The sequence below is a fragment of the Proteus sp. CA142267 genome, assembly GCF_003336825.1.
GTDB classification, from domain to species: domain Bacteria; phylum Pseudomonadota; class Gammaproteobacteria; order Enterobacterales; family Enterobacteriaceae; genus Proteus; species Proteus terrae.
The window spans coordinates 41,973-60,291 of record NZ_QPMG01000002.1; the positions used below are offsets into that span (position 1 = coordinate 41,973).

Below are 18,319 nucleotides of genomic sequence, written 5' to 3' on the forward strand. Positions count from 1 at the left end.
TAGGCCTCCTTATCAGCCAACAACGATGTTCAGTAATTTTCCTGGAACATAGATGACTTTACGAACAGTCACATCTTCCAGGTATTTAGCAACACTGTACTCTTTTGTCGCCATTTCTTGAACATATTCTTTTTCTGAATTAGCAGGAACAGTGACTCGACCACGTACTTTACCATTCACTTGAACGATGATCAGTTTGGTGTCATCAACCATTGCTTCTTCATCAGCAACAGGCCATGGTGCAACATCAACGTCCTCTTTTCCACCTAATGCCTGCCACATAACAAAACAAGCATGAGGGATGATTGGAGAAAGCATACGAACAATGGCTTCTAATGCTTCTTGCATTAAAGCGCGATCTTGTTCTGTTTCTTGTGTTGCACGAGTTAATTTATTCATTAACTCCATAATGGCAGCAATCGCGGTGTTAAAGGCTAAACGACGACCTACGTCATCAGATACTTTCGCAATCGTTTTATGTAAGTCACGACGCAAATCTTTTTGTTCTTCTGTTAGTGCAGAAAGATCAAGAGACTGTGTCGCTCCTTTTTGAGTGTGCTCGTGAACTAAACGCCATAAACGACGTAAGAAACGGTTTGCACCTTCAACGCTAGATTCCTGCCATTCCAGAGTTAATTCTGGTGGAGCAGCAAACATCATAAATAAACGAACGGTATCTGCACCATAACGTTCAACCATCGTTTGTGGGTCGATACCGTTATTTTTAGATTTAGACATTTTGCTCATGCCAGCATAAGTCAGTTCATGACCTTCACTGTCAGTTGCTTTAATGATGCGGTTTTTCTCATCGCGTTCAACGATAGCTTCAGCTGGAGATACCCAATGACGAGCACCATCTTCACCAGTGTAGTAGAACGCGTCAGCTAATACCATGCCTTGGCACAGTAAGCGTTTTGCTGGTTCATCAGAGTTCACTAAACCTGCATCACGCATCAGTTTATGGAAGAAGCGGAAATACATTAAGTGCATGATGGCGTGTTCAATACCACCAATATACCAGTCAACAGGTAACCAATAATTAGCTGCTTTCGGATCTAACATGCCTTTATCGTAATCAGGGCAGGTATAACGAGCGTAATACCAAGAAGATTCCATAAAGGTGTCGAAAGTATCAGTTTCACGTAGCGCTGGCTGACCATTGATTGTGGTTTTTGCCCACTCAGGATCTGCTTTGATTGGACTGGTGATCCCGTCCATTTTTACATCTTCTGGCAGGATCACAGGCAGTTGATCTTCAGGGACAGGAACAACAGTGCCGTCTTCTAAAGTTGCCATTGGAATTGGCGCACCCCAGTAACGTTGACGAGAAACACCCCAGTCACGTAAACGGTAGTTAACTTTACGCTCACCAACACCCATTTGTGCCAATTTATCTGCAATTGCGTTAAAGCCAGTTTGGTTGTCTAATCCAGAGAACTCACCAGAGTTAATCAGGCTATTTTTCTCGGTTAATGCACCTTCAGATAAGTCAGGTTGATTACCTTCAGCATCTGCAATAACGGCTTTAATTGGTAAGTTGTATTTAGTTGCAAATTCCCAGTCACGTTCATCATGACCTGGAACCGCCATTACAGCACCAGTGCCGTATTCCATTAATACAAAGTTAGCAACCCAAATGGCGACTTTCTCTTTAGTTAATGGATGAATAGCATAAAGACCCGTTGCAATCCCTTTTTTCTCCATTGTTGCCATATCGGCTTCTGCCATTTTCATGTTACGGCATTCATCAATGAAGTGTTGAACTTCAGGGTTATTTTGAGCAGCTTTTTGCGCTAATGGGTGACCTGCTGCAACTGCAACATAAGTGACACCCATAAATGTATCTGGACGCGTTGTATAAACGGTCATTGTGTCGTCGCTATCAGCAACATCAAATTTAATTTCGACACCTTCTGAGCGACCAATCCAGTTACGTTGCATGGTCTTAACTTGTTCAGGCCACTCATCTAACGTATCTAAATCGTTTAACAGCTCTTCAGCATACTCGGTAATTTTGATAAACCACTGTGGAATTTCTTTACGTTCAACAGGGGTATCACAACGCCAGCAACAGCCATCAATAACTTGTTCGTTGGCTAAAACGGTTAAGTCGTGTGGGCACCAGTTAACAGCAGAGGTCTTTTTATAAACTAAGCCTTTTTCATATAACTTAGTAAAGAACCACTGTTCCCAGCGATAATATTCTGGAGTACAAGTAGTGACTTCACGATCCCAATCGTAACCAAAACCCAGTTTTTTTAACTGGTTTTTCATGTAATTGATGTTTTCATAAGTCCATGGTGCTGGAGCTGTTTTATTTTTTACTGCGGCACCTTCTGCAGGTAAACCGAACGCATCCCAACCAATAGGTTGTAAGACATTTTTACCTAGCATACGTTGATAACGGGAAATCACGTCACCAATGGTGTAGTTACGGACGTGTCCCATGTGTAGTCGGCCAGAAGGATAAGGTAGCATTGACAGGCAGTAATATTTTTCTTTGTTATTATCTTCTGTCACTTTAAATGTATTGTTCTTTTCCCAGTGTTCCTGGATAGTTTGCTCTATATCTTCGGGACGATATTGTTCTTGCATGGCACCGATAATCCTATGGTGAATTAATGGCTACCGGAGGGTAACCGCTATTATGAAATTAAGACTTGCATAGCATAGCTGATTTTGTCTAATAGCCACAACTATTGATCTCAATGAAAGCCACTGTTTGCATAACTTTTTCAAGACAATTGCGAGATATCTTGGAAAGAGTTAAGGCAAAAAGACAATAAATGCGTATTTTGTGAAAAAATAATAGTGATATTGCGAAAAAATAAGATTACTTGATATTTAATTGCGAGGTTAATCTAAATTATTATTTTGAACTGACGTGCTAAAAAAGCACGCCAGCAGAGGGGATGTGGAGATTAGTGCAGAATTTTAGCGAGGAAATCTTTTGCTCGCGCTGATTTTGGATTATCAAAAAAGTCATTTTTAGGTCTATCTTCCACAATTCGACCTTCATCCATAAAAATAATACGGTCAGCAACTTTTTTAGCAAAACCCATTTCATGGGTCACTACCATCATCGTCATACCTTCATTTGCTAGCTCTACCATTACATCAAGTACTTCATTAATCATTTCAGGATCAAGTGCTGATGTGGGTTCATCAAACAACATTGCAATCGGGTCCATACATAATGCGCGAGCAATGGCGACGCGTTGTTGCTGACCACCTGAAAGTTGAGCTGGGTATTTGTTAGCATGGCTTGCTAATCCCACACGTTCTAATAGTTTTAACCCTTTCTCTTTTGCGGCAGTTTTCTCTCTATTAAGCACTTTAACTTGTGCCAGTGTAAGATTTTCAATAATAGAGAGGTGAGGGAAGAGTTCAAAATGTTGGAATACCATACCCACTTTTGCTCGTAATTTAGCAAGATCAGTATGTTTATCATTCACTTTGATTTCATTAACAAGGATCTCGCCTTGTTGTATAGGCTCTAAGCCATTCACTGTTTTGATCAGTGTTGATTTACCTGATCCAGAAGGCCCACAGACAACAACAACTTCCCCCTTTTTAACTTCAGTGGAACATTCAGTCAGTACTTGAAACTGACCATACCATTTGGATACGTCTTTTAGGGAAATCATCTAGGTAGTCCTTTTTTTAAGAAAGTTCACTAACATCGAAGCGGCGAAGCTAATGACAAAATAAACAAAACCAGCAAAGAGGATCATCTCAACTTGTGTTCCATCTCGTTCTCCAATATTTGCCGCTGTTCTGAAAAAGTCAGTAAGACTTAAAACGTAAACTAAGGATGTATCTTGGAATAATACAATTCCTTGAGTCAGTAAAAGCGGGATCATGGCTCGAAAGGCTTGAGGTAAGATCACTAAACGCATTGTTTGTGACTTGGTCATACCTAACGCGAGTGAGGCTGAAAATTGCCCTTTGCTAACACTTTGAATACCTGCTCTTATAATTTCAGAGTAATAAGCTGCTTCAAATAAAGAGAACGCTATCATTGCTGAAATTAAACGGATATCACTTTTCGGTGAAAGGCCTAGAACATTTTGTAATATGTTAGGCACAATTAAATAAAACCACAGTAATACCATGACTAGAGGGATAGAACGGAAGGTATTAACATAAGCGGCGGCAAACCAGCTAATAGGCTTAAAGGTTGATAGGCGCATAACAGCAAGCACCGTTCCCCATAAAATACCGACCACAATAGCAGTGATAGTGATTTTTAGTGTGATAGCCATTCCATCGACTAAAAATGGTAGGCTTGGAACAACAGAACTCCAGTCAAATTCGTACATTATTGACCTCCTGTTGTGCCAGGTAAGCGAACGCGTTTTTCAAGCCAATGCATTATTAGCATAATGATGACATTGATAAATACATAGGCCAGTGTGATTGCTGTGAATGACTCATACGCTTTTGCTGAATAATCGAGTAGTTTGTTTGCTTGTGCCGCCATATCAATAAGCCCGATGGTAGAAGCAATCGCTGAGTTTTTCACGAGATTGAGCATTTCGGATGTCATTGGTGGAATAATGACACGGTATGCATTGGGTAATAAAACATAACGATAGGTTTGGGGTAAAGTTAAGCCCAATGCTAAGCCTGCAGCTTTTTGACCACGAGGTAATGAGTTTATTGCGGCTCTAACTTGTTCACACATACGCGCTGCGGTAAATAAACCTAAACAGAGTGCTGATGAGACAAAAAATTGCACATTTGGCGCTAAGTCCATTTTAAACCAGTCGCCAATAGATTGAGGCAATAATTCAGGAATGACGAGATACCACGTAAAGAATTGAACAATAAGTGGTACGTTACGGAATAACTCAACATAAACAGTGCCTAAGCTTGAAAGCCAACGATTAGGTACGGTGCGTAAAATTCCAAATAAAGAACCGACAAGAAAGGCGATAACCCAAGCGCATAGAGATAAGGCAATAGTGACTTGGAAGCCAGAAATCAGCCATCCTAAGTATGTGGTGTTTCCGAATGGGGCTTCTTGGAAGAATATCCCCCAATCCCAATCAATCGACATGATTTCACCTCCGGTGAAAAAGAGGGGCAGGGAACGGCTGCCCCAAACTTCACTGATCTGTCTGTCCAACAGATACTTTATAATTATTTGTTTTGCATCAATTACTTATGTGTTTTTAGTTCAATGCTTTATCATTTGGTGATGCAAATAAGGCTTTCATTTCATCCGAGATGGTGAATTCTAAGTTAAGATTTTTAGGTGGGATCGGTGCATTAAACCAGCGATTAAATGATTTTTCTGCTTCACCTGATTTTTGTGCTTTAGCGATAGTTTCATCAATTAACGCTTTGAATTGAGCGTCATCTTTACGCAACATACAACCATAAGCTTCTTCAGATTGTGGGGTTCCTACAATTTCCCACTCACCCGGTTTTTTCGCTTTAGCACGTTCACCAGCCAGTAATGCGTCATCCATCATAAAGGCAACGGCACGACCTGATTCAAGTGTACGGAATGAGTCTCCATGATCTTTTGCGCTGATAATGCGCATATTCATCTTTTTCTCATCATTTAATTTGTTGAGTAACATTTCAGACGTTGTTCCTGATGTTACAACAACGTTTTTACCTGATAGATCAGCGAAATCTTTAATTCCACTGTCTTTTTTCGCTAGTAAACGTGTACCTACGATGAAAATAGTATTAGAGAAGCTAGCTTGTTGTTGACGAGCTTCATTGTTGGTTGTTGAACCACACTCAAAATCAAATGTGCCATTTTGTAATAATGGAATACGATTCTGAGAAGTAATAGGAATAAGACGAACTTGTAAGTTTGGTTTGCCTATTTTGTCTTTCACAGCCTGTACAATGAGGTTGGAATAGTCTTGAGAATAACCAACTACTTTTTGTTGATTATCATAGTAAGAGAAAGGAACAGAGGATTCTCTATGTCCAACGATGATAATATCGTTGTCATTGATTTTCTTTAAGGTTCCAGTGAGTTCTTCTGCTTGCACAGCTACTGCAGCCCCTAAAATCATTAATGATAATGCTAGTTTACGCATGCGCATAATAACTCCTGTCGTGGTGATAAGTAATATTTGTGTTTTGCTTGGTGTTGCTTTTTTGTTTTAATTTGTTTTGATAATGTTAATAGATAGAACAAATAACATACTGTTGGGAAGTGTAATTTGTGAAATACGAGAGGTATCTCTCAATAAAAGAATGAAATCAAATGTAGTTGAATATTTTTTTGGAAGTTGTTTTCAATATTTAAAATGATTGTAGTAGAAACCTTATAGAAATAAAGGTTAAAGATGAAAAATTGAGATAATGCGAAAAATAAACTAAGTAGGGATTTGTAAAGTTTGTCTTAAGGAGTTGTTTGTCTGTAGATTACCGTTAAGATAGCGAGTCATATTGATGAGGAACATCTATGAGTAATTGGCGGTCAGGTCGCTGGCTAGTGGTGATAACAGTTTTGCTGATCTTGTGTTGTATTGTTCAGCGTTCATTAGGTGCCCACATCATTAGTGAGCGCTTAGCAACGGCTGTCTCTCAAACACAATACCCACTATCAACACCAATTGCCGATGAGAATAGCGTAACAGAACACACTTATTCGTTGTCTACCTGTGAATTAAGCGCCAAATCATTGTTATCTGTTCCCCCATTAACAATCGAGCCATTTTTCCATTCATGGGCTGTATTGTTATTGTTAAGCATGGCAGCCATTTATGTGTCGCGCCAGCGTAATCAGAAAAAACATCATCATCCACCTCCTCCAATCAGACTTCACCTTCATTATTGTATTTTGAGGGATTAGAAATTTCCTTTTAGCTAAAAGATTGCGCGTCTAATTTGGGCGTGGCTCTATGTGTAGCGTTGTAGGAATTTTTAGGGAGTTGTTATGTTTCGTTCTTTTATTATGGCGTTGATACTAACGCTATTTACTTTATCTACCTCTCAAGCAGCAGATACAGGCTGGCTAACCATGCCTGATAATTCTCATGCACAAGTTAGGGCGACAGCACAAAAGTCCCCAGCAGGTGACGTGAAACTTTTACTTGAGGTACAGCTTGAGTCTGGATGGAAAACGTATTGGCGTTCTCCAGGAGAAGGTGGCGTTGCCCCTGAAATTAATTGGTCGCAAGATGTAAGCGCAATAACTTGGCATTGGCCATCACCTTCAGCTTTTGATGTGGCGGGTATTCATACTCAAGGCTATGACAAACAAGTTGTTTTTCCTATTGAGCTATCCTCTGTTCAGACTGATCGTTTAATGGGAGTTTTAACTTTATCAACATGCAGTAATGTCTGTATTTTGACTGATTACACTTTAGACTTGAATCTTACTGAACCTGTGCCAGCTGATTTTGAATGGCAATATAATCAGGCAATGGCAAAAATTCCTGTTGGAACAGGATTAGTATCATCAGTTTCTTCTGGTTATAACAATAGCCAACTCACTATCTCTTTACAAAGAGAGCAAGGTGCTTGGGTTAAGCCTAATATTTATCTCGATCCCCCTGAAGGTATCCTTTATGGCATTCCAAAATTAAATCACCAAGATAAAAACCTATTTGTCACCGTCGATGTGACTGATGATTGGGGCGACGCTGCCGGTGATATTTCTGGTAAGGCGCTTTCTTTTGTTATTACTGACCAAGGTTTTTCTCGCCAAGTTAATGACACCATAGGACATGGAGGAGCGGAGATTGCTCCCACCACCAATTCAGGTGTTGGGCTTTGGAGTATTCTCGCTTTTGCGCTATTGGGTGGTTTAATTCTGAATTTGATGCCTTGTGTATTACCTGTACTTGCGATGAAAATGGGATCAATTCTGCATCTTGAAAATCGTGATAAAGGAGTTATTCGCAAGCAATTTTCTGTTTCTGTTCTAGGCATCTTAGTTTCATTTTGGGCACTAGCTCTGTTTATGACAGGCTTACGTTATAGCCAAGCAGCCTTAGGCTGGGGTATCCAGTTCCAAAGTCCTTGGTTTATTGGTTTTATGGTATTAGTTACTGCTATTTTTACTGCAAATCTATTTGGATTATTTGAACTGCGTTTAAGTAGCAATATAAATACTAAAATGGCAACAGCAGGTGGACAAGGATATAGCCGACACTTTTGGGAAGGTGCATTTGCAACTTTACTCGCAACGCCTTGTTCAGCGCCATTTTTAGGAACAGCTGTCGCTTATGCACTTATTGCGCCTCTAAATGAACTATGGCTTATTTTTACCGCTCTAGGGATTGGAATGAGTTTGCCTTGGATCTTAGTGGCTATATTTCCATCTACCGCTAAAGCGCTACCAAAACCGGGTAAATGGATGAATCGCCTAAGAGTGGTTTTAGGTTTTATGATGTTATTGTCCAGTATTTGGTTAATTACATTACTTATTCCACATCTAGGATTGCCAATCGTAATGGCTATTTTTATTGCCATTACTCTGCTTTTATTGTTTGCGATAGCACGGCATTATGGCAAAAAAACGGTATTTATTTCGGCTATTATTGCCCTCTTTTTAGGAGGAAGCACCTACCTATTTGTGGAGCAACCAGCGAGCCAAACACTAGCAGGCCAAGATACGATAAATTGGCAACCTTTATCAGAAGAAGCGATACACCAAGCATTAGCAGATAATAAACGTGTATTTGTCGATGTAACAGCAGATTGGTGTGTTACCTGCAAAGCAAACAAATACAATGTATTATTGCGAGAAGATATTCAGGCTGCACTTTCAGCACCAGATGTTGTTGCATTAAGAGGAGATTGGACTAAACCCTCTGATAAAATCACTCAGTTTTTAAAACAACGTGGTCAAGTTGCAGTACCCTTTAATCAAGTTTATGGACCTTGCCATAAAGATGGCGTGGTTTTACCTCCTATTTTAAATAAAGATTCAACATTGACAGTTCTTTCAGAGGCTAAAGGAGCCCAATAATGAAAAAAACACTTTCTGCACTGGTTATCTCTTCGTTACTTTTTGGTGCAAATGTGCAAGCTGCGGCATTAAGTGCTGATCAGGAAAAAGAAGTTCGCGCGCTGGTTCGTGATACGTTGATCAAAAACCCAGAAATTCTGGAAGAAGCTATCACTGCATTACAAGCACAAAAAGCAGATGAACAACAAGCTCAATTCCGTACTGCATTAAAAGCAGAGCACGACGCGTTATATAATGATGCTGCAAGTCCTCGTATTGGTGCAAAAGACGCTAAGTTAGTGTTGGTTTCTTTTACTGATTATAACTGCCCTTACTGCAAACGCTTCGATCCATTATTAGAAAAAATCACAAAAGATTATCCTGAAGTTGCCGTGGTGATTAAACCATTGCCATTTAAAGGTGAAAGTTCTGCAAAAGCTTCTCAAGCTGTACTTTCAGTTTGGAAAGAAGATCCAAAAGCATTCTTAGCATTACACCAACGTTTAATGCAGAAGAAAACAATGCTAGATAATGCAAGTATTGATGATGCAATGAAAACAACCAATACAAGCAAAGTGAAATTGACGGATGAAAGCTTAAAAGCGTTACAAAACAACTTGGATCTTTCTCGTAAATTAGGTATCCAAGGTACACCTGCAACTGTCGTTGGCGATATGGTTATTCCGGGTGCCGTTGATTACGCTCAGCTAGAAGTGATTGTAAAAGAGCAACTGGCTAAAGTGAAAAAATAATGCGTAGTCGCTTACGAAAGTGGAGTAAAGAACTGATTGTTCTGGTTGTCATTTTCGTTATAGCTTCTTTTGCAATGGATTGGTGGCGACAACCTACGCCACCATCCTTAACGAATTTACCTGAACTTTATACTGTTGATAATAAAATTGTTTCGTTGGCTGAATTGAGTGCTGAAAAGCCCTTGTTAATCTATTTTTGGGCAACGTGGTGTGGAGTTTGTAAACTAACAACACCATCAGTGAATTCGTTAGCACAAGATGGTTATAACGTGATGTCAGTTGCGATCCGTTCTGGTGATAACGCAAAGTTAGCGCGTGGCATTCAGTCGAAAGGGCTAGTTTTTCCTATCATAAATGATACTCGAGGGGATATTTCTCAACAGTGGGAAATTAGTGCAACACCTTCATTTGTTATTGTTTATAAAGGAGAAATGGTAGGATTTACAAGTGGTTGGTCATCTTCGTGGGGATTAAAACTACGTTTATGGTGGGCGTCTATCTAAATCAGCTATCAGAATTTTAGTCAGTCTCTTGTTTTTGTTTATCGGTAATTGCTGTTTTCCAATGTGCAGGTACAATGGTTTTATCTTCAATAAGTTGGCTAATTGACTCTGGTTGTTTTGATAATACCCAGCCAAATTCATGTTGTTGCAGATTGAACATTTGGCGTTGGAGCCATTTATTTTCTTTATCCGTACGAAAGCCCTTTGTTTCATTATCTGTTGATATTTTTTTAGCTCTTTGCCAAATAATATCGAGAATATGTTCAGGGTAATGTTTCATGATAAAGCCCTTTTATTAGAGAAAGCCCAACCTAATTAATATTAACTTAATAAGGTTGGGCTTTATTCTTTTTAATTACGGCGTTTAATAAAGGCGATAATAAAAAATAATCCAACCAGTATCCACAATGGTGTATTACCCCATTTATAATAAGGGGTTAATCCTGTTGTTGGTGTCATTTTTTCCGCTAAAGCACCTTCTTCAAATTGAGGAAGTTGAGAAATTACATCACCGTTGGCTGCAATAAAGGCGGTAATGCCGTTATTCGTTGAGCGTAATAATGGTCTTCCTAACTCAAGAGAGCGCATTCTCGCCATTTGAAAATGCTGCCAAGGTCCAATTGAATTACCAAACCACGCATCATTAGAAATCGTTAATAAGAACCGTGTATCAGGTTTGAAATTAGCGCGAACTTGCTCACCTAAGATAATTTCGTAGCAAATAGCTGCGGTTATTTTGGCATCATTAACAGTAAGCTGAGGTTGTACATATTCACCTTGGCTTAATGATGACATCGGTAAATTAAAGAAAGGCGCAAGTGGGCGTAATAGTGATTCTAATGGTACATATTCACCAAAAGGAACAAGGTGATGTTTGTTATAGCGATCTGTTGCTGGGTATTGATAAGCATAGTGTTCACCTAATGTGATGACACTATTGTAAAAACGATAGCCTTCTAATGTCGGCCGAGCATCAATAATTCCCGTCATTAAATGGGTATCTTGCTCTCTTAATTGCTTATCTAATTCTGCTAAAAAGTTTTGTTGTTGAATTTCAACATCAGGGATCGCGGATTCAGGCCAAATAATGAGATTTGCATTACCAATAAAAGGACGACTTAAGGTGAGATAGGTCTTTAATGTGCTCTCTAATGTACCTGGTTCCCATTTTAAAGATTGTGCGATATTACCTTGGACTAATGCAATTTCTTGCGTTTCATCAGGCAAAGGTTGATACCACTGATAGGATTTAAAGCTGATAGGTAATACTAATAAAAGCAGTGCAATCACAAGGCTGTAAATTGATTTACGATAGATTGTAAATGCAATTAATCCACTAATAACGGTTAAAAGTAGCGTTATCATGGTGACACCAAAAATAGGTGCAATACCTTTTAATGGGCCATCAATCTGGCTATAACCAAACTGCAACCAAGGAAAGCCTGATAATACCCAACCTCTTAAAAATTCGGTGATTTGCCATAGCGCAGGAGCGGCAAATACAAACCGCCAGAGTGTTGGTTTGGGGAAAAACTTATTCAGTGATCCTGCAAATAATAGCGTGTAGAGTGATAAATAGAGAGCTAATAAAATCACTAAAAAGATATTTATTGCAAACGGCATACCACCAAAATCAGCGATACTGACGTAAACCCAATTTACACCGCTACCAAATAACCCAAATCCCCAAGCAAAACCAAGGAATGCACCTTGACGAGCTGTGCGGTGAGTGATTATCAGTAATAAGCCGAGTAGTGAAATTAACGCCGCAGGCCAAAAATCAAATGGCGAAAATGCTAATGTGCCAATGGCACCGAAAAAAACCGCCAGAAGGGCGCGAACCCACTGGCGGTTTAAGAAAGAGATCTTATTCATTGATATCCTATGCATCATTACCTAGTTCAGGGATTGGCGCATCATCGGGGATATGCACATAAACCTGAATGATCTTACGGCTATCTGCCATAACAACTTTAAATTGGTAATTATCAATGGTAATAGTTTCACCACGAGCAGGAAGGTGACCAAAGGCTTGCATAACTAAACCGCCAATTGTATCAACTTCTTCATCGCTGAAATGTGTACCGAACGCTTCATTGAAATCTTCTATCTGGGTTAAAGCTCGAACTGAGTAAGCGTGACGACTCAACGGACGAATATCAATATCATCCTCATCATCATACTCATCTTCAATTTCGCCTACGATAAGTTCAAGAATATCCTCAATTGTGACGAGCCCAGATACGCCTCCGAATTCATCGATCACAATCGCCATATGATAGCGTTGAGAGCGGAACTCTTTTAATAGGCGATCAACCCGTTTGCTTTCAGGCACAACAACAGCAGAGCGTAAGACTTTATCCATACTAAATGGCTCTGCGTCAGTACGCATAAATGGCAGTAAATCTTTTGCCATTAATAAGCCTTCAATATGATCTTTGTCTTCGCTAATGACAGGGAAACGGGAATGTGCTGAATCAATAATCACATCTAAACATTCATCAAGGGTTTGATTGCGTTTTAGTGTGACGATTTGAGAGCGAGGGATCATTATGTCCCGAACGCGTTGTTCAGCAATATCCATTACCCCTTCAAGCATGTCGCGGGTGTCAGGATCAATTAATTCTTTCTGTTCAGAATCGCGGATAAGCTCCATCAGATCATCACGGTTTTTAGGTTCACCGTGGAACCACTGATTAAGCAGTGTGAGAAACCCTTTCTTAGGACCAGGGTTATCGTTACTCGAAGATTGGTCGTCGCTCATGGCGTTTTAACTATTTTTCCTCATTGAATGGTTAATTAGATATAGTATTTATCATAAAAATAAGAGAACTGTTACTCTTTTTCAATTAAATAGGGATCTGCATAACCTAAATTTTGTAAGATTTCTGTCTCTAAACCTTCCATTTCTTCGGCTTCATCATCTTCAATGTGATCATAGCCCAAAAGATGTAGACATCCATGAATAACCATGTGTGCCCAATGCTCTTCAACAGTCTTACTCTGTTCAACCGCCTCTTTTTCTACTACTTGACGGCAAATAATCAAATCACCTAATAGAGGCAATTCGATTTCAGGCGGTGCCTCAAAAGGAAAAGAAAGCACGTTAGTCGGTCTGTCTTTTCCGCGATAAGTGAGGTTCAGTTTGTGACTTTCTGCTTCATCAACAATGCGAATAGTCACTTCACTTACAGGTTGAAACTGTGGTAACACCGCTTCCAACCATGTCATAAATTGGGCTTCAGTAGGAAGCCCTTGCGTATTTTCACTTGCTACTTGTAAATCAAGGATAACTTCACTCATGATTTTCTCTCTGAAGCTTCTCTTTTTCTGCTTTGATAGCTTGGCGGCGTTTTTGATCTTCCGTTTCCCAAGCTTCATAGGCGATAACAATTTTGGCAACCACAGGATGGCGAACAACGTCTTCACTGTGGAAAAAGTTAAAACTTAAGTCATTGACATCAGATAAAACTTCAATGGCATGACGTAAGCCTGATTTATTGCCTCTTGGCAGGTCAATTTGGGTAATATCCCCAGTGACAACCGCTTTAGAGTTAAAGCCAATACGCGTTAAGAACATTTTCATCTGTTCGATGGTGGTGTTTTGGCTTTCATCAAGAATGATAAAGGCGTCATTTAATGTACGTCCACGCATATAGGCGAGGGGCGCGACTTCAATGACATTACGCTCTATTAGTTTCTCAACTTTTTCAAAACCTAACATCTCAAATAACGCATCATAAAGTGGTCGTAAATAGGGATCGACTTTTTGACTTAAATCGCCTGGTAAAAAGCCCAGTTTTTCACCGGCTTCAACCGCAGGACGCGTTAATAAAATACGACGCACTTCTTGACGTTCTAGAGCATCAACAGCGGCAGCAACAGCCAGATAAGTTTTCCCTGTACCCGCAGGTCCAATACCAAAAGTAATATCATGGGCCTGGATATTGGCAATATATTGTGCCTGATTTGGTGTACGAGGTTTTATCACCCCTCGCTTAGTTCGAATATTGGTCGATTTCCCAAATTCAGGAACATGCTCATCACTTTGCTCAAGCACACGGCTTTCTTTGATTGCTAGGTGAATTTGTTCAGGGTCGATATCGGGGATCACGCCTTTAATTGGCGAAGTTTCCACATACAGGCGACGTAAAATACCTGCGGCTGCATTGACGCACAATGATTTTCCCGTGAGTTTAAAACGGTTATCACGATGATTAATCTCGATACCTAAACGGCGCTCAAGTTGCTTAATATTATCGTCAAATGGGCCACATAGGCTCATTAAACGGGCATTGTCAGCTGGCTCTAAGAAGATTTCTTGGGTCGCTACCTGTGCATGTGCTATTACTGTCACTGATTATCCTTTTGTTAAATCTGATCAATTAAGGTTGGTAAAGACCTACCCCTAATTCATCTTCTTTACGTGTACGTGCAATAACGGATTCTGGAGATTCGTGAATACGTAAATCCATTTGATCTTCCGTTCTAACGACTTTACCACGTAGTGAGTTGGCATAAACGTCAACAATCTCAACATCAACGAATTTACCAATCATATCCGGTGTACCTTCAAAGTTAACCACACGGTTATTCTCAGTACGACCAGAAAGCTCCATCACATTTTTACGTGAAGGTCCTTCGACCAGAATACGCTGTACAGTATTTAACATTGCACGGCTAAAGTTCATCGCTTGCTGATTGATGCGTTGTTGTAGCAGATATAAACGCTGTTTCTTCTCATCTTCACTGACATCATCAGGTAAATCTGCAGCTGGTGTGCCTGGACGTGCTGAATAGATGAAACTAAAGCTCATATCGAAATTAACATCCGCAATTAATTGCATGGTTTTTTCAAAGTCGTCTTGAGTTTCACCCGGGAAACCAATGATAAAGTCTGAACTTATCAGAATACCAGGACGTGCTTTGCGTAGTTTGCGAATGATGCTCTTATATTCAAGCGCAGTATGGTTACGCTTCATTAATGTTAGAATACGGTCAGAACCACTTTGTACTGGTAAGTGTAAATAGCTGACTAATTCTGGTGTATCTTCATAAACGGCAACAATATCGTCAGTAAATTCGATAGGGTGGCTGGTAGTAAAGCGAACGCGGTCAATACCGTCAATTGCGGCGACTAAGCGTATTAATTCAGCAAAACTACAAATTTGACCATCAAAAGTTGCACCACGATAGGCGTTAACGTTTTGACCTAATAAGTTTACTTCGCGCACACCTTGTGCCGCTAATTGAGCAATTTCAAATAGCACATCATCACAAGGGCGGCTAACTTCTTCACCGCGAGTATAAGGAACTACGCAGAAAGAGCAGTATTTGTTACAGCCTTCCATGATGGAAACGAAAGCAGAAGGGCCTTCAGCGCGAGGTTCTGGTAAACGGTCAAATTTTTCGATTTCAGGGAAGCTGATATCGACAACTGGGCTTTTAGTCCCTTTAACCTGATTAATCATTTCAGGCAAACGGTGTAAAGTCTGTGGTCCGAAGATAATATCGACACACTGCGCACGTTGACGGATGTATTCACCTTCTTGAGAAGCAACACAACCGCCGACGCCAATGATAATATCGGGTTTATTATCTTTAAAATATTTCCAACGTCCTAACTGATGAAAGACTTTTTCTTGTGCTTTCTCACGGATAGAACAGGTATTTAGCAGTAGAATGTCCGCATCTTCGGCGACATCGGTTAACTGATAACCGTGGGTGCTTTCGAGTAGGTCTGCCATTTTGGATGAATCGTACTCATTCATCTGACAGCCCCAAGTTTTAATGTACAGTTTTTTTATCGTCGACATTGTGTAAATCCGGTATTTTCAGTGAGACAATAGCTAATCATTGGAAAACGTTGCGTGTAATAAGCCAATAAGGCGGTTATTGTAGTCATTTGTGTGGTCAGTGACTAGAGCAAGTCGGCGCTAATTCTCTATGGCGTTTAGTTTAATAGAAATAAACTGAAACAGCGCTTACCTATTATTTAAAGTAATGAGTTATGGCATAACAATGATGAGTAATGTAAAAAACGATTTTGATGCAATCATCGCTGGTGGCGGGATGATTGGCGCTGCTGTTGCAATTGGGCTGGCGCAAGAAGGATTGCGTGTTGCAATGATTGAACGACAGTCTCCAGCACCTTTTGATGCGTCATCTCATCCTGATATCCGTATTTCTGCGATTAGTTGCGCGTCCGTTAGTCTATTAAAACAATTAGGTGCATGGCAACATGTTTTAGCTATGCGTTCTGCGCCTTATCTTACCTTAGAAACATGGGAAGAAGAAAATGCCCATGTAATCTTTGATGCTAAAAGCTTAGGTTTACCTGAATTAGGATATATGGTTGAAAACCGAATTTTGCAATTAGCTCTTTGGCAAGAGGCTGAACGTTATAGCAATATCACCTTATTATGTCCAAATAGTCTAAGTAAAATGACTTATTTAGATGATAAATGGAAAGTGACGCTTTCTGATGGCAGTGAAGTCACTACAAATTTAGTGGTAGGTGCGGATGGTGCCAATTCTCAAGTGCGCCAATTTGCGGGTATTGGTAGCAATGGCTGGCAATATCGCCAATCTTGTATGCTGATCACGGTGAAAACAGAATTACCTCCTGAAAAGGGTACATGGCAACGCTTTTACCCTTCAGGGCCTCGTGCTTATTTACCGCTTTTTGATAATTGGGCTTGTTTGGTTTGGTATGATTCGCCTGACAGAATTAGAAAACTGCAAAACATGTCGATGGTGCAGTTAGAAAAAGAAATTCAACACGCTTTCCCTGAGCGATTAGGCAAAGCGACACCTATTGCAGCAGGTTCATTCCCATTAACACGTCAGCATGCAAGTCGTTATGTTGATAAAGGAATTGTTTTGTTGGGAGACGCGGCTCACACCATTAATCCATTAGCAGGACAGGGCGTTAACTTAGGTTATCGTGATGTGGATTGTTTCTTGGACTTAGTGGCTGATGCTAAAAAACATTTCGAGCCTTGGGATTCAATGGCGTTATTGAAAAAATACCAGCGTCGTCGTATGCCTGATAATTTAGTTATGCAAGCGGGTATGGACGTATTTTATCATACCTTTAGTCACCAGCTACCGGGGTTAAAAGTTGTTAGAAATATTGGCCTTTTAGCCGCTCAGCATGCAGGAAAAGCGAAAGAAGCGGCATTGCGTTATGCGTTAGGCATTAAATAATTAGAAATGCGATGATCTAAGTTGGATATCAACAATAAGATCATCGCATAATTGTTACGCTTTTAAATGCTTGGCATGAAAAGCAATATGCTCGCCAATAAAACTCGCCACAAAATAGTAACTGTGATCGTACCCTTGATGTAAATTCAATTGATAAGAGAACTGTTTTGTATCGCAAGCTTGTGCAAATAATTCAGGCTTGAGTTGCTCTTGATAGAAAGGATCATCAAGTCCGACATCAACACGCATAGGTAACACACTTTCTGCTTGGTTAATTAATTCAACCGCATCATATTGTTGCCACTGTGTCATATCATCGCCTAAATAAGCGCTAAACGCTTTTTTACCCCAAGGAACAACTGATGGTGCCACAATCGGAGAAAACGCTGACACACTGCTGTAACGTGCCGAATTTCGCAATGCAATCGTTAATGCACCATGTCCACCCATTGAATGTCCACTAATAGCTCGTTGATGAGTCACTGGAAAATGCGTTTCTATTAGCGCAGGAAGTTCATCAACAATGTAGTTATACATATTGTAATGAGCATTCCACGGCGATTGTGTCGCATTAAGGTAAAAACCAGCACCTTGTCCTAAATCATAAGCACTATCATCAGCGATATTTTCACCGCGAGGGCTAGTATCAGGTACCACTAAAACAATGCGGTGCTGTGCTGCAAATTGTTGAGCACCTGATTTAGTAATAAAATTTTGCTCGTTGCAGGTTAAGCCTGATAACCAATATAAAACAGGGTATTTTTGCTTTTCTTCCATAGGAGGAAGATAGATGGCAAATTTCATCTCACAATTTAACGTCTTTGAAGTATGTTGATAAACTTCTTGCCAACCACCAAAACAAGCGTGACGTTCAATCCTTTCCATTTTGACTCCTTTAAAAACAAAGACAAACCTATGAGACATAG

General features: G+C 40.0%; 17 protein-coding genes. 5 read left to right on the plus strand and 12 right to left on the minus strand.

Translation table 11 applies throughout. The features are described from left to right. Positions 1–12: 12 nt before the first annotated feature. The 5 genes from leuS to C0T34_RS05955 form a co-directional block, all read right to left on the minus strand. Positions 13–2,595 (minus strand): leucine--tRNA ligase, encoded by a 2,583-nt coding sequence (leuS, locus tag C0T34_RS05935; protein ID WP_098943890.1) that lies wholly within the window; start codon positions 2,593–2,595, stop codon positions 13–15. Between the two features lie 326 nt (positions 2,596–2,921). Next, positions 2,922–3,647, minus strand: coding sequence for an amino acid ABC transporter ATP-binding protein (locus C0T34_RS05940; RefSeq protein ID WP_098943889.1), 726 nt, complete (start codon positions 3,645–3,647; stop codon positions 2,922–2,924). Beyond that, positions 3,648–4,322 (minus strand): glutamate/aspartate ABC transporter permease GltK, encoded by a 675-nt coding sequence (gltK, locus tag C0T34_RS05945; protein ID WP_006537724.1) that lies wholly within the window; start codon positions 4,320–4,322, stop codon positions 3,648–3,650. After that, complete coding sequence (locus C0T34_RS05950) at positions 4,322–5,062, minus strand: amino acid ABC transporter permease (RefSeq protein ID WP_069370058.1); 741 nt, start codon at positions 5,060–5,062, stop codon at positions 4,322–4,324. The genes gltK and C0T34_RS05950 overlap by 1 nt, the downstream gene beginning before the upstream one ends. A 115-nt stretch (positions 5,063–5,177) precedes the next feature. Next, positions 5,178–6,071 (minus strand): amino acid ABC transporter substrate-binding protein, encoded by an 894-nt coding sequence (locus tag C0T34_RS05955; RefSeq protein ID WP_109849851.1) that lies wholly within the window; start codon positions 6,069–6,071, stop codon positions 5,178–5,180. A gap of 365 nt (positions 6,072–6,436) precedes the next feature. Here C0T34_RS05955 and C0T34_RS05960 point away from each other — a divergent pair, with 365 nt between their 5' ends. The 4 genes from C0T34_RS05960 to C0T34_RS05975 all read left to right on the plus strand — a co-directional run bounded on the left by C0T34_RS05960 (position 6,437) and on the right by C0T34_RS05975 (position 10,184). After that, complete coding sequence (locus tag C0T34_RS05960; RefSeq protein WP_109393421.1) at positions 6,437–6,826, plus strand: metal resistance protein; 390 nt, start codon at positions 6,437–6,439, stop codon at positions 6,824–6,826. A gap of 84 nt (positions 6,827–6,910) precedes the next feature. After that, positions 6,911–8,950 carry a protein-disulfide reductase DsbD domain-containing protein gene (locus C0T34_RS05965; RefSeq protein ID WP_109849852.1) on the plus strand — a complete coding sequence of 680 codons (2,040 nt, stop codon included), beginning with the start codon at positions 6,911–6,913 and terminating at the stop codon, positions 8,948–8,950. Continuing rightward, entirely contained in the window at positions 8,950–9,681 is a 732-nt protein-coding gene (locus C0T34_RS05970; protein ID WP_098943886.1) for a DsbA family protein, read from the plus strand. The genes C0T34_RS05965 and C0T34_RS05970 overlap by 1 nt, the downstream gene beginning before the upstream one ends. Further along, entirely contained in the window at positions 9,681–10,184 is a 504-nt protein-coding gene (locus C0T34_RS05975) for a protein disulfide oxidoreductase (protein WP_098943885.1), read from the plus strand. The genes C0T34_RS05970 and C0T34_RS05975 overlap by 1 nt, the downstream gene beginning before the upstream one ends. A 16-nt stretch (positions 10,185–10,200) precedes the next feature. On the opposite strand, the gene C0T34_RS05980 is transcribed toward C0T34_RS05975, so the two are convergent. The 6 genes from C0T34_RS05980 to miaB form a co-directional block, all read right to left on the minus strand. Continuing rightward, positions 10,201–10,464 carry a hypothetical protein gene (locus C0T34_RS05980; RefSeq protein WP_226892323.1) on the minus strand — a complete coding sequence of 88 codons (264 nt, stop codon included), beginning with the start codon at positions 10,462–10,464 and terminating at the stop codon, positions 10,201–10,203. A gap of 71 nt (positions 10,465–10,535) precedes the next feature. Then, on the minus strand, positions 10,536–12,059 hold the full coding sequence (gene lnt / locus C0T34_RS05985; protein WP_098943884.1) for an apolipoprotein N-acyltransferase: 1,524 nt from the start codon (positions 12,057–12,059) through the stop codon (positions 10,536–10,538). Between the two features lie 7 nt (positions 12,060–12,066). Further along, complete coding sequence (gene corC, locus C0T34_RS05990; RefSeq protein WP_023581153.1) at positions 12,067–12,948, minus strand: CNNM family magnesium/cobalt transport protein CorC; 882 nt, start codon at positions 12,946–12,948, stop codon at positions 12,067–12,069. Between the two features lie 71 nt (positions 12,949–13,019). Further along, positions 13,020–13,487, minus strand: a complete 468-nt coding sequence (gene ybeY, locus C0T34_RS05995) for an rRNA maturation RNase YbeY (protein ID WP_109849853.1) — start codon at positions 13,485–13,487, stop codon at positions 13,020–13,022. Continuing rightward, positions 13,480–14,541 carry a PhoH family protein gene (locus C0T34_RS06000; RefSeq protein ID WP_109849854.1) on the minus strand — a complete coding sequence of 354 codons (1,062 nt, stop codon included), beginning with the start codon at positions 14,539–14,541 and terminating at the stop codon, positions 13,480–13,482. The genes ybeY and C0T34_RS06000 overlap by 8 nt, the downstream gene beginning before the upstream one ends. Positions 14,542–14,569: 28 nt before the next feature. Continuing rightward, positions 14,570–16,000 (minus strand): tRNA (N6-isopentenyl adenosine(37)-C2)-methylthiotransferase MiaB, encoded by a 1,431-nt coding sequence (miaB, locus tag C0T34_RS06005; RefSeq protein ID WP_109849855.1) that lies wholly within the window; start codon positions 15,998–16,000, stop codon positions 14,570–14,572. Between the two features lie 205 nt (positions 16,001–16,205). Here miaB and ubiF point away from each other — a divergent pair, with 205 nt between their 5' ends. Then, positions 16,206–17,393, plus strand: a complete 1,188-nt coding sequence (gene ubiF / locus C0T34_RS06010; protein ID WP_109849856.1) for a 3-demethoxyubiquinol 3-hydroxylase — start codon at positions 16,206–16,208, stop codon at positions 17,391–17,393. Between the two features lie 54 nt (positions 17,394–17,447). Here the strand turns inward: ubiF and fghA are convergent, their stop codons facing one another. Then, positions 17,448–18,278 carry an S-formylglutathione hydrolase gene (gene fghA / locus C0T34_RS06015; protein WP_109849857.1) on the minus strand — a complete coding sequence of 277 codons (831 nt, stop codon included), beginning with the start codon at positions 18,276–18,278 and terminating at the stop codon, positions 17,448–17,450. Positions 18,279–18,319: the final 41 nt, after the last annotated feature.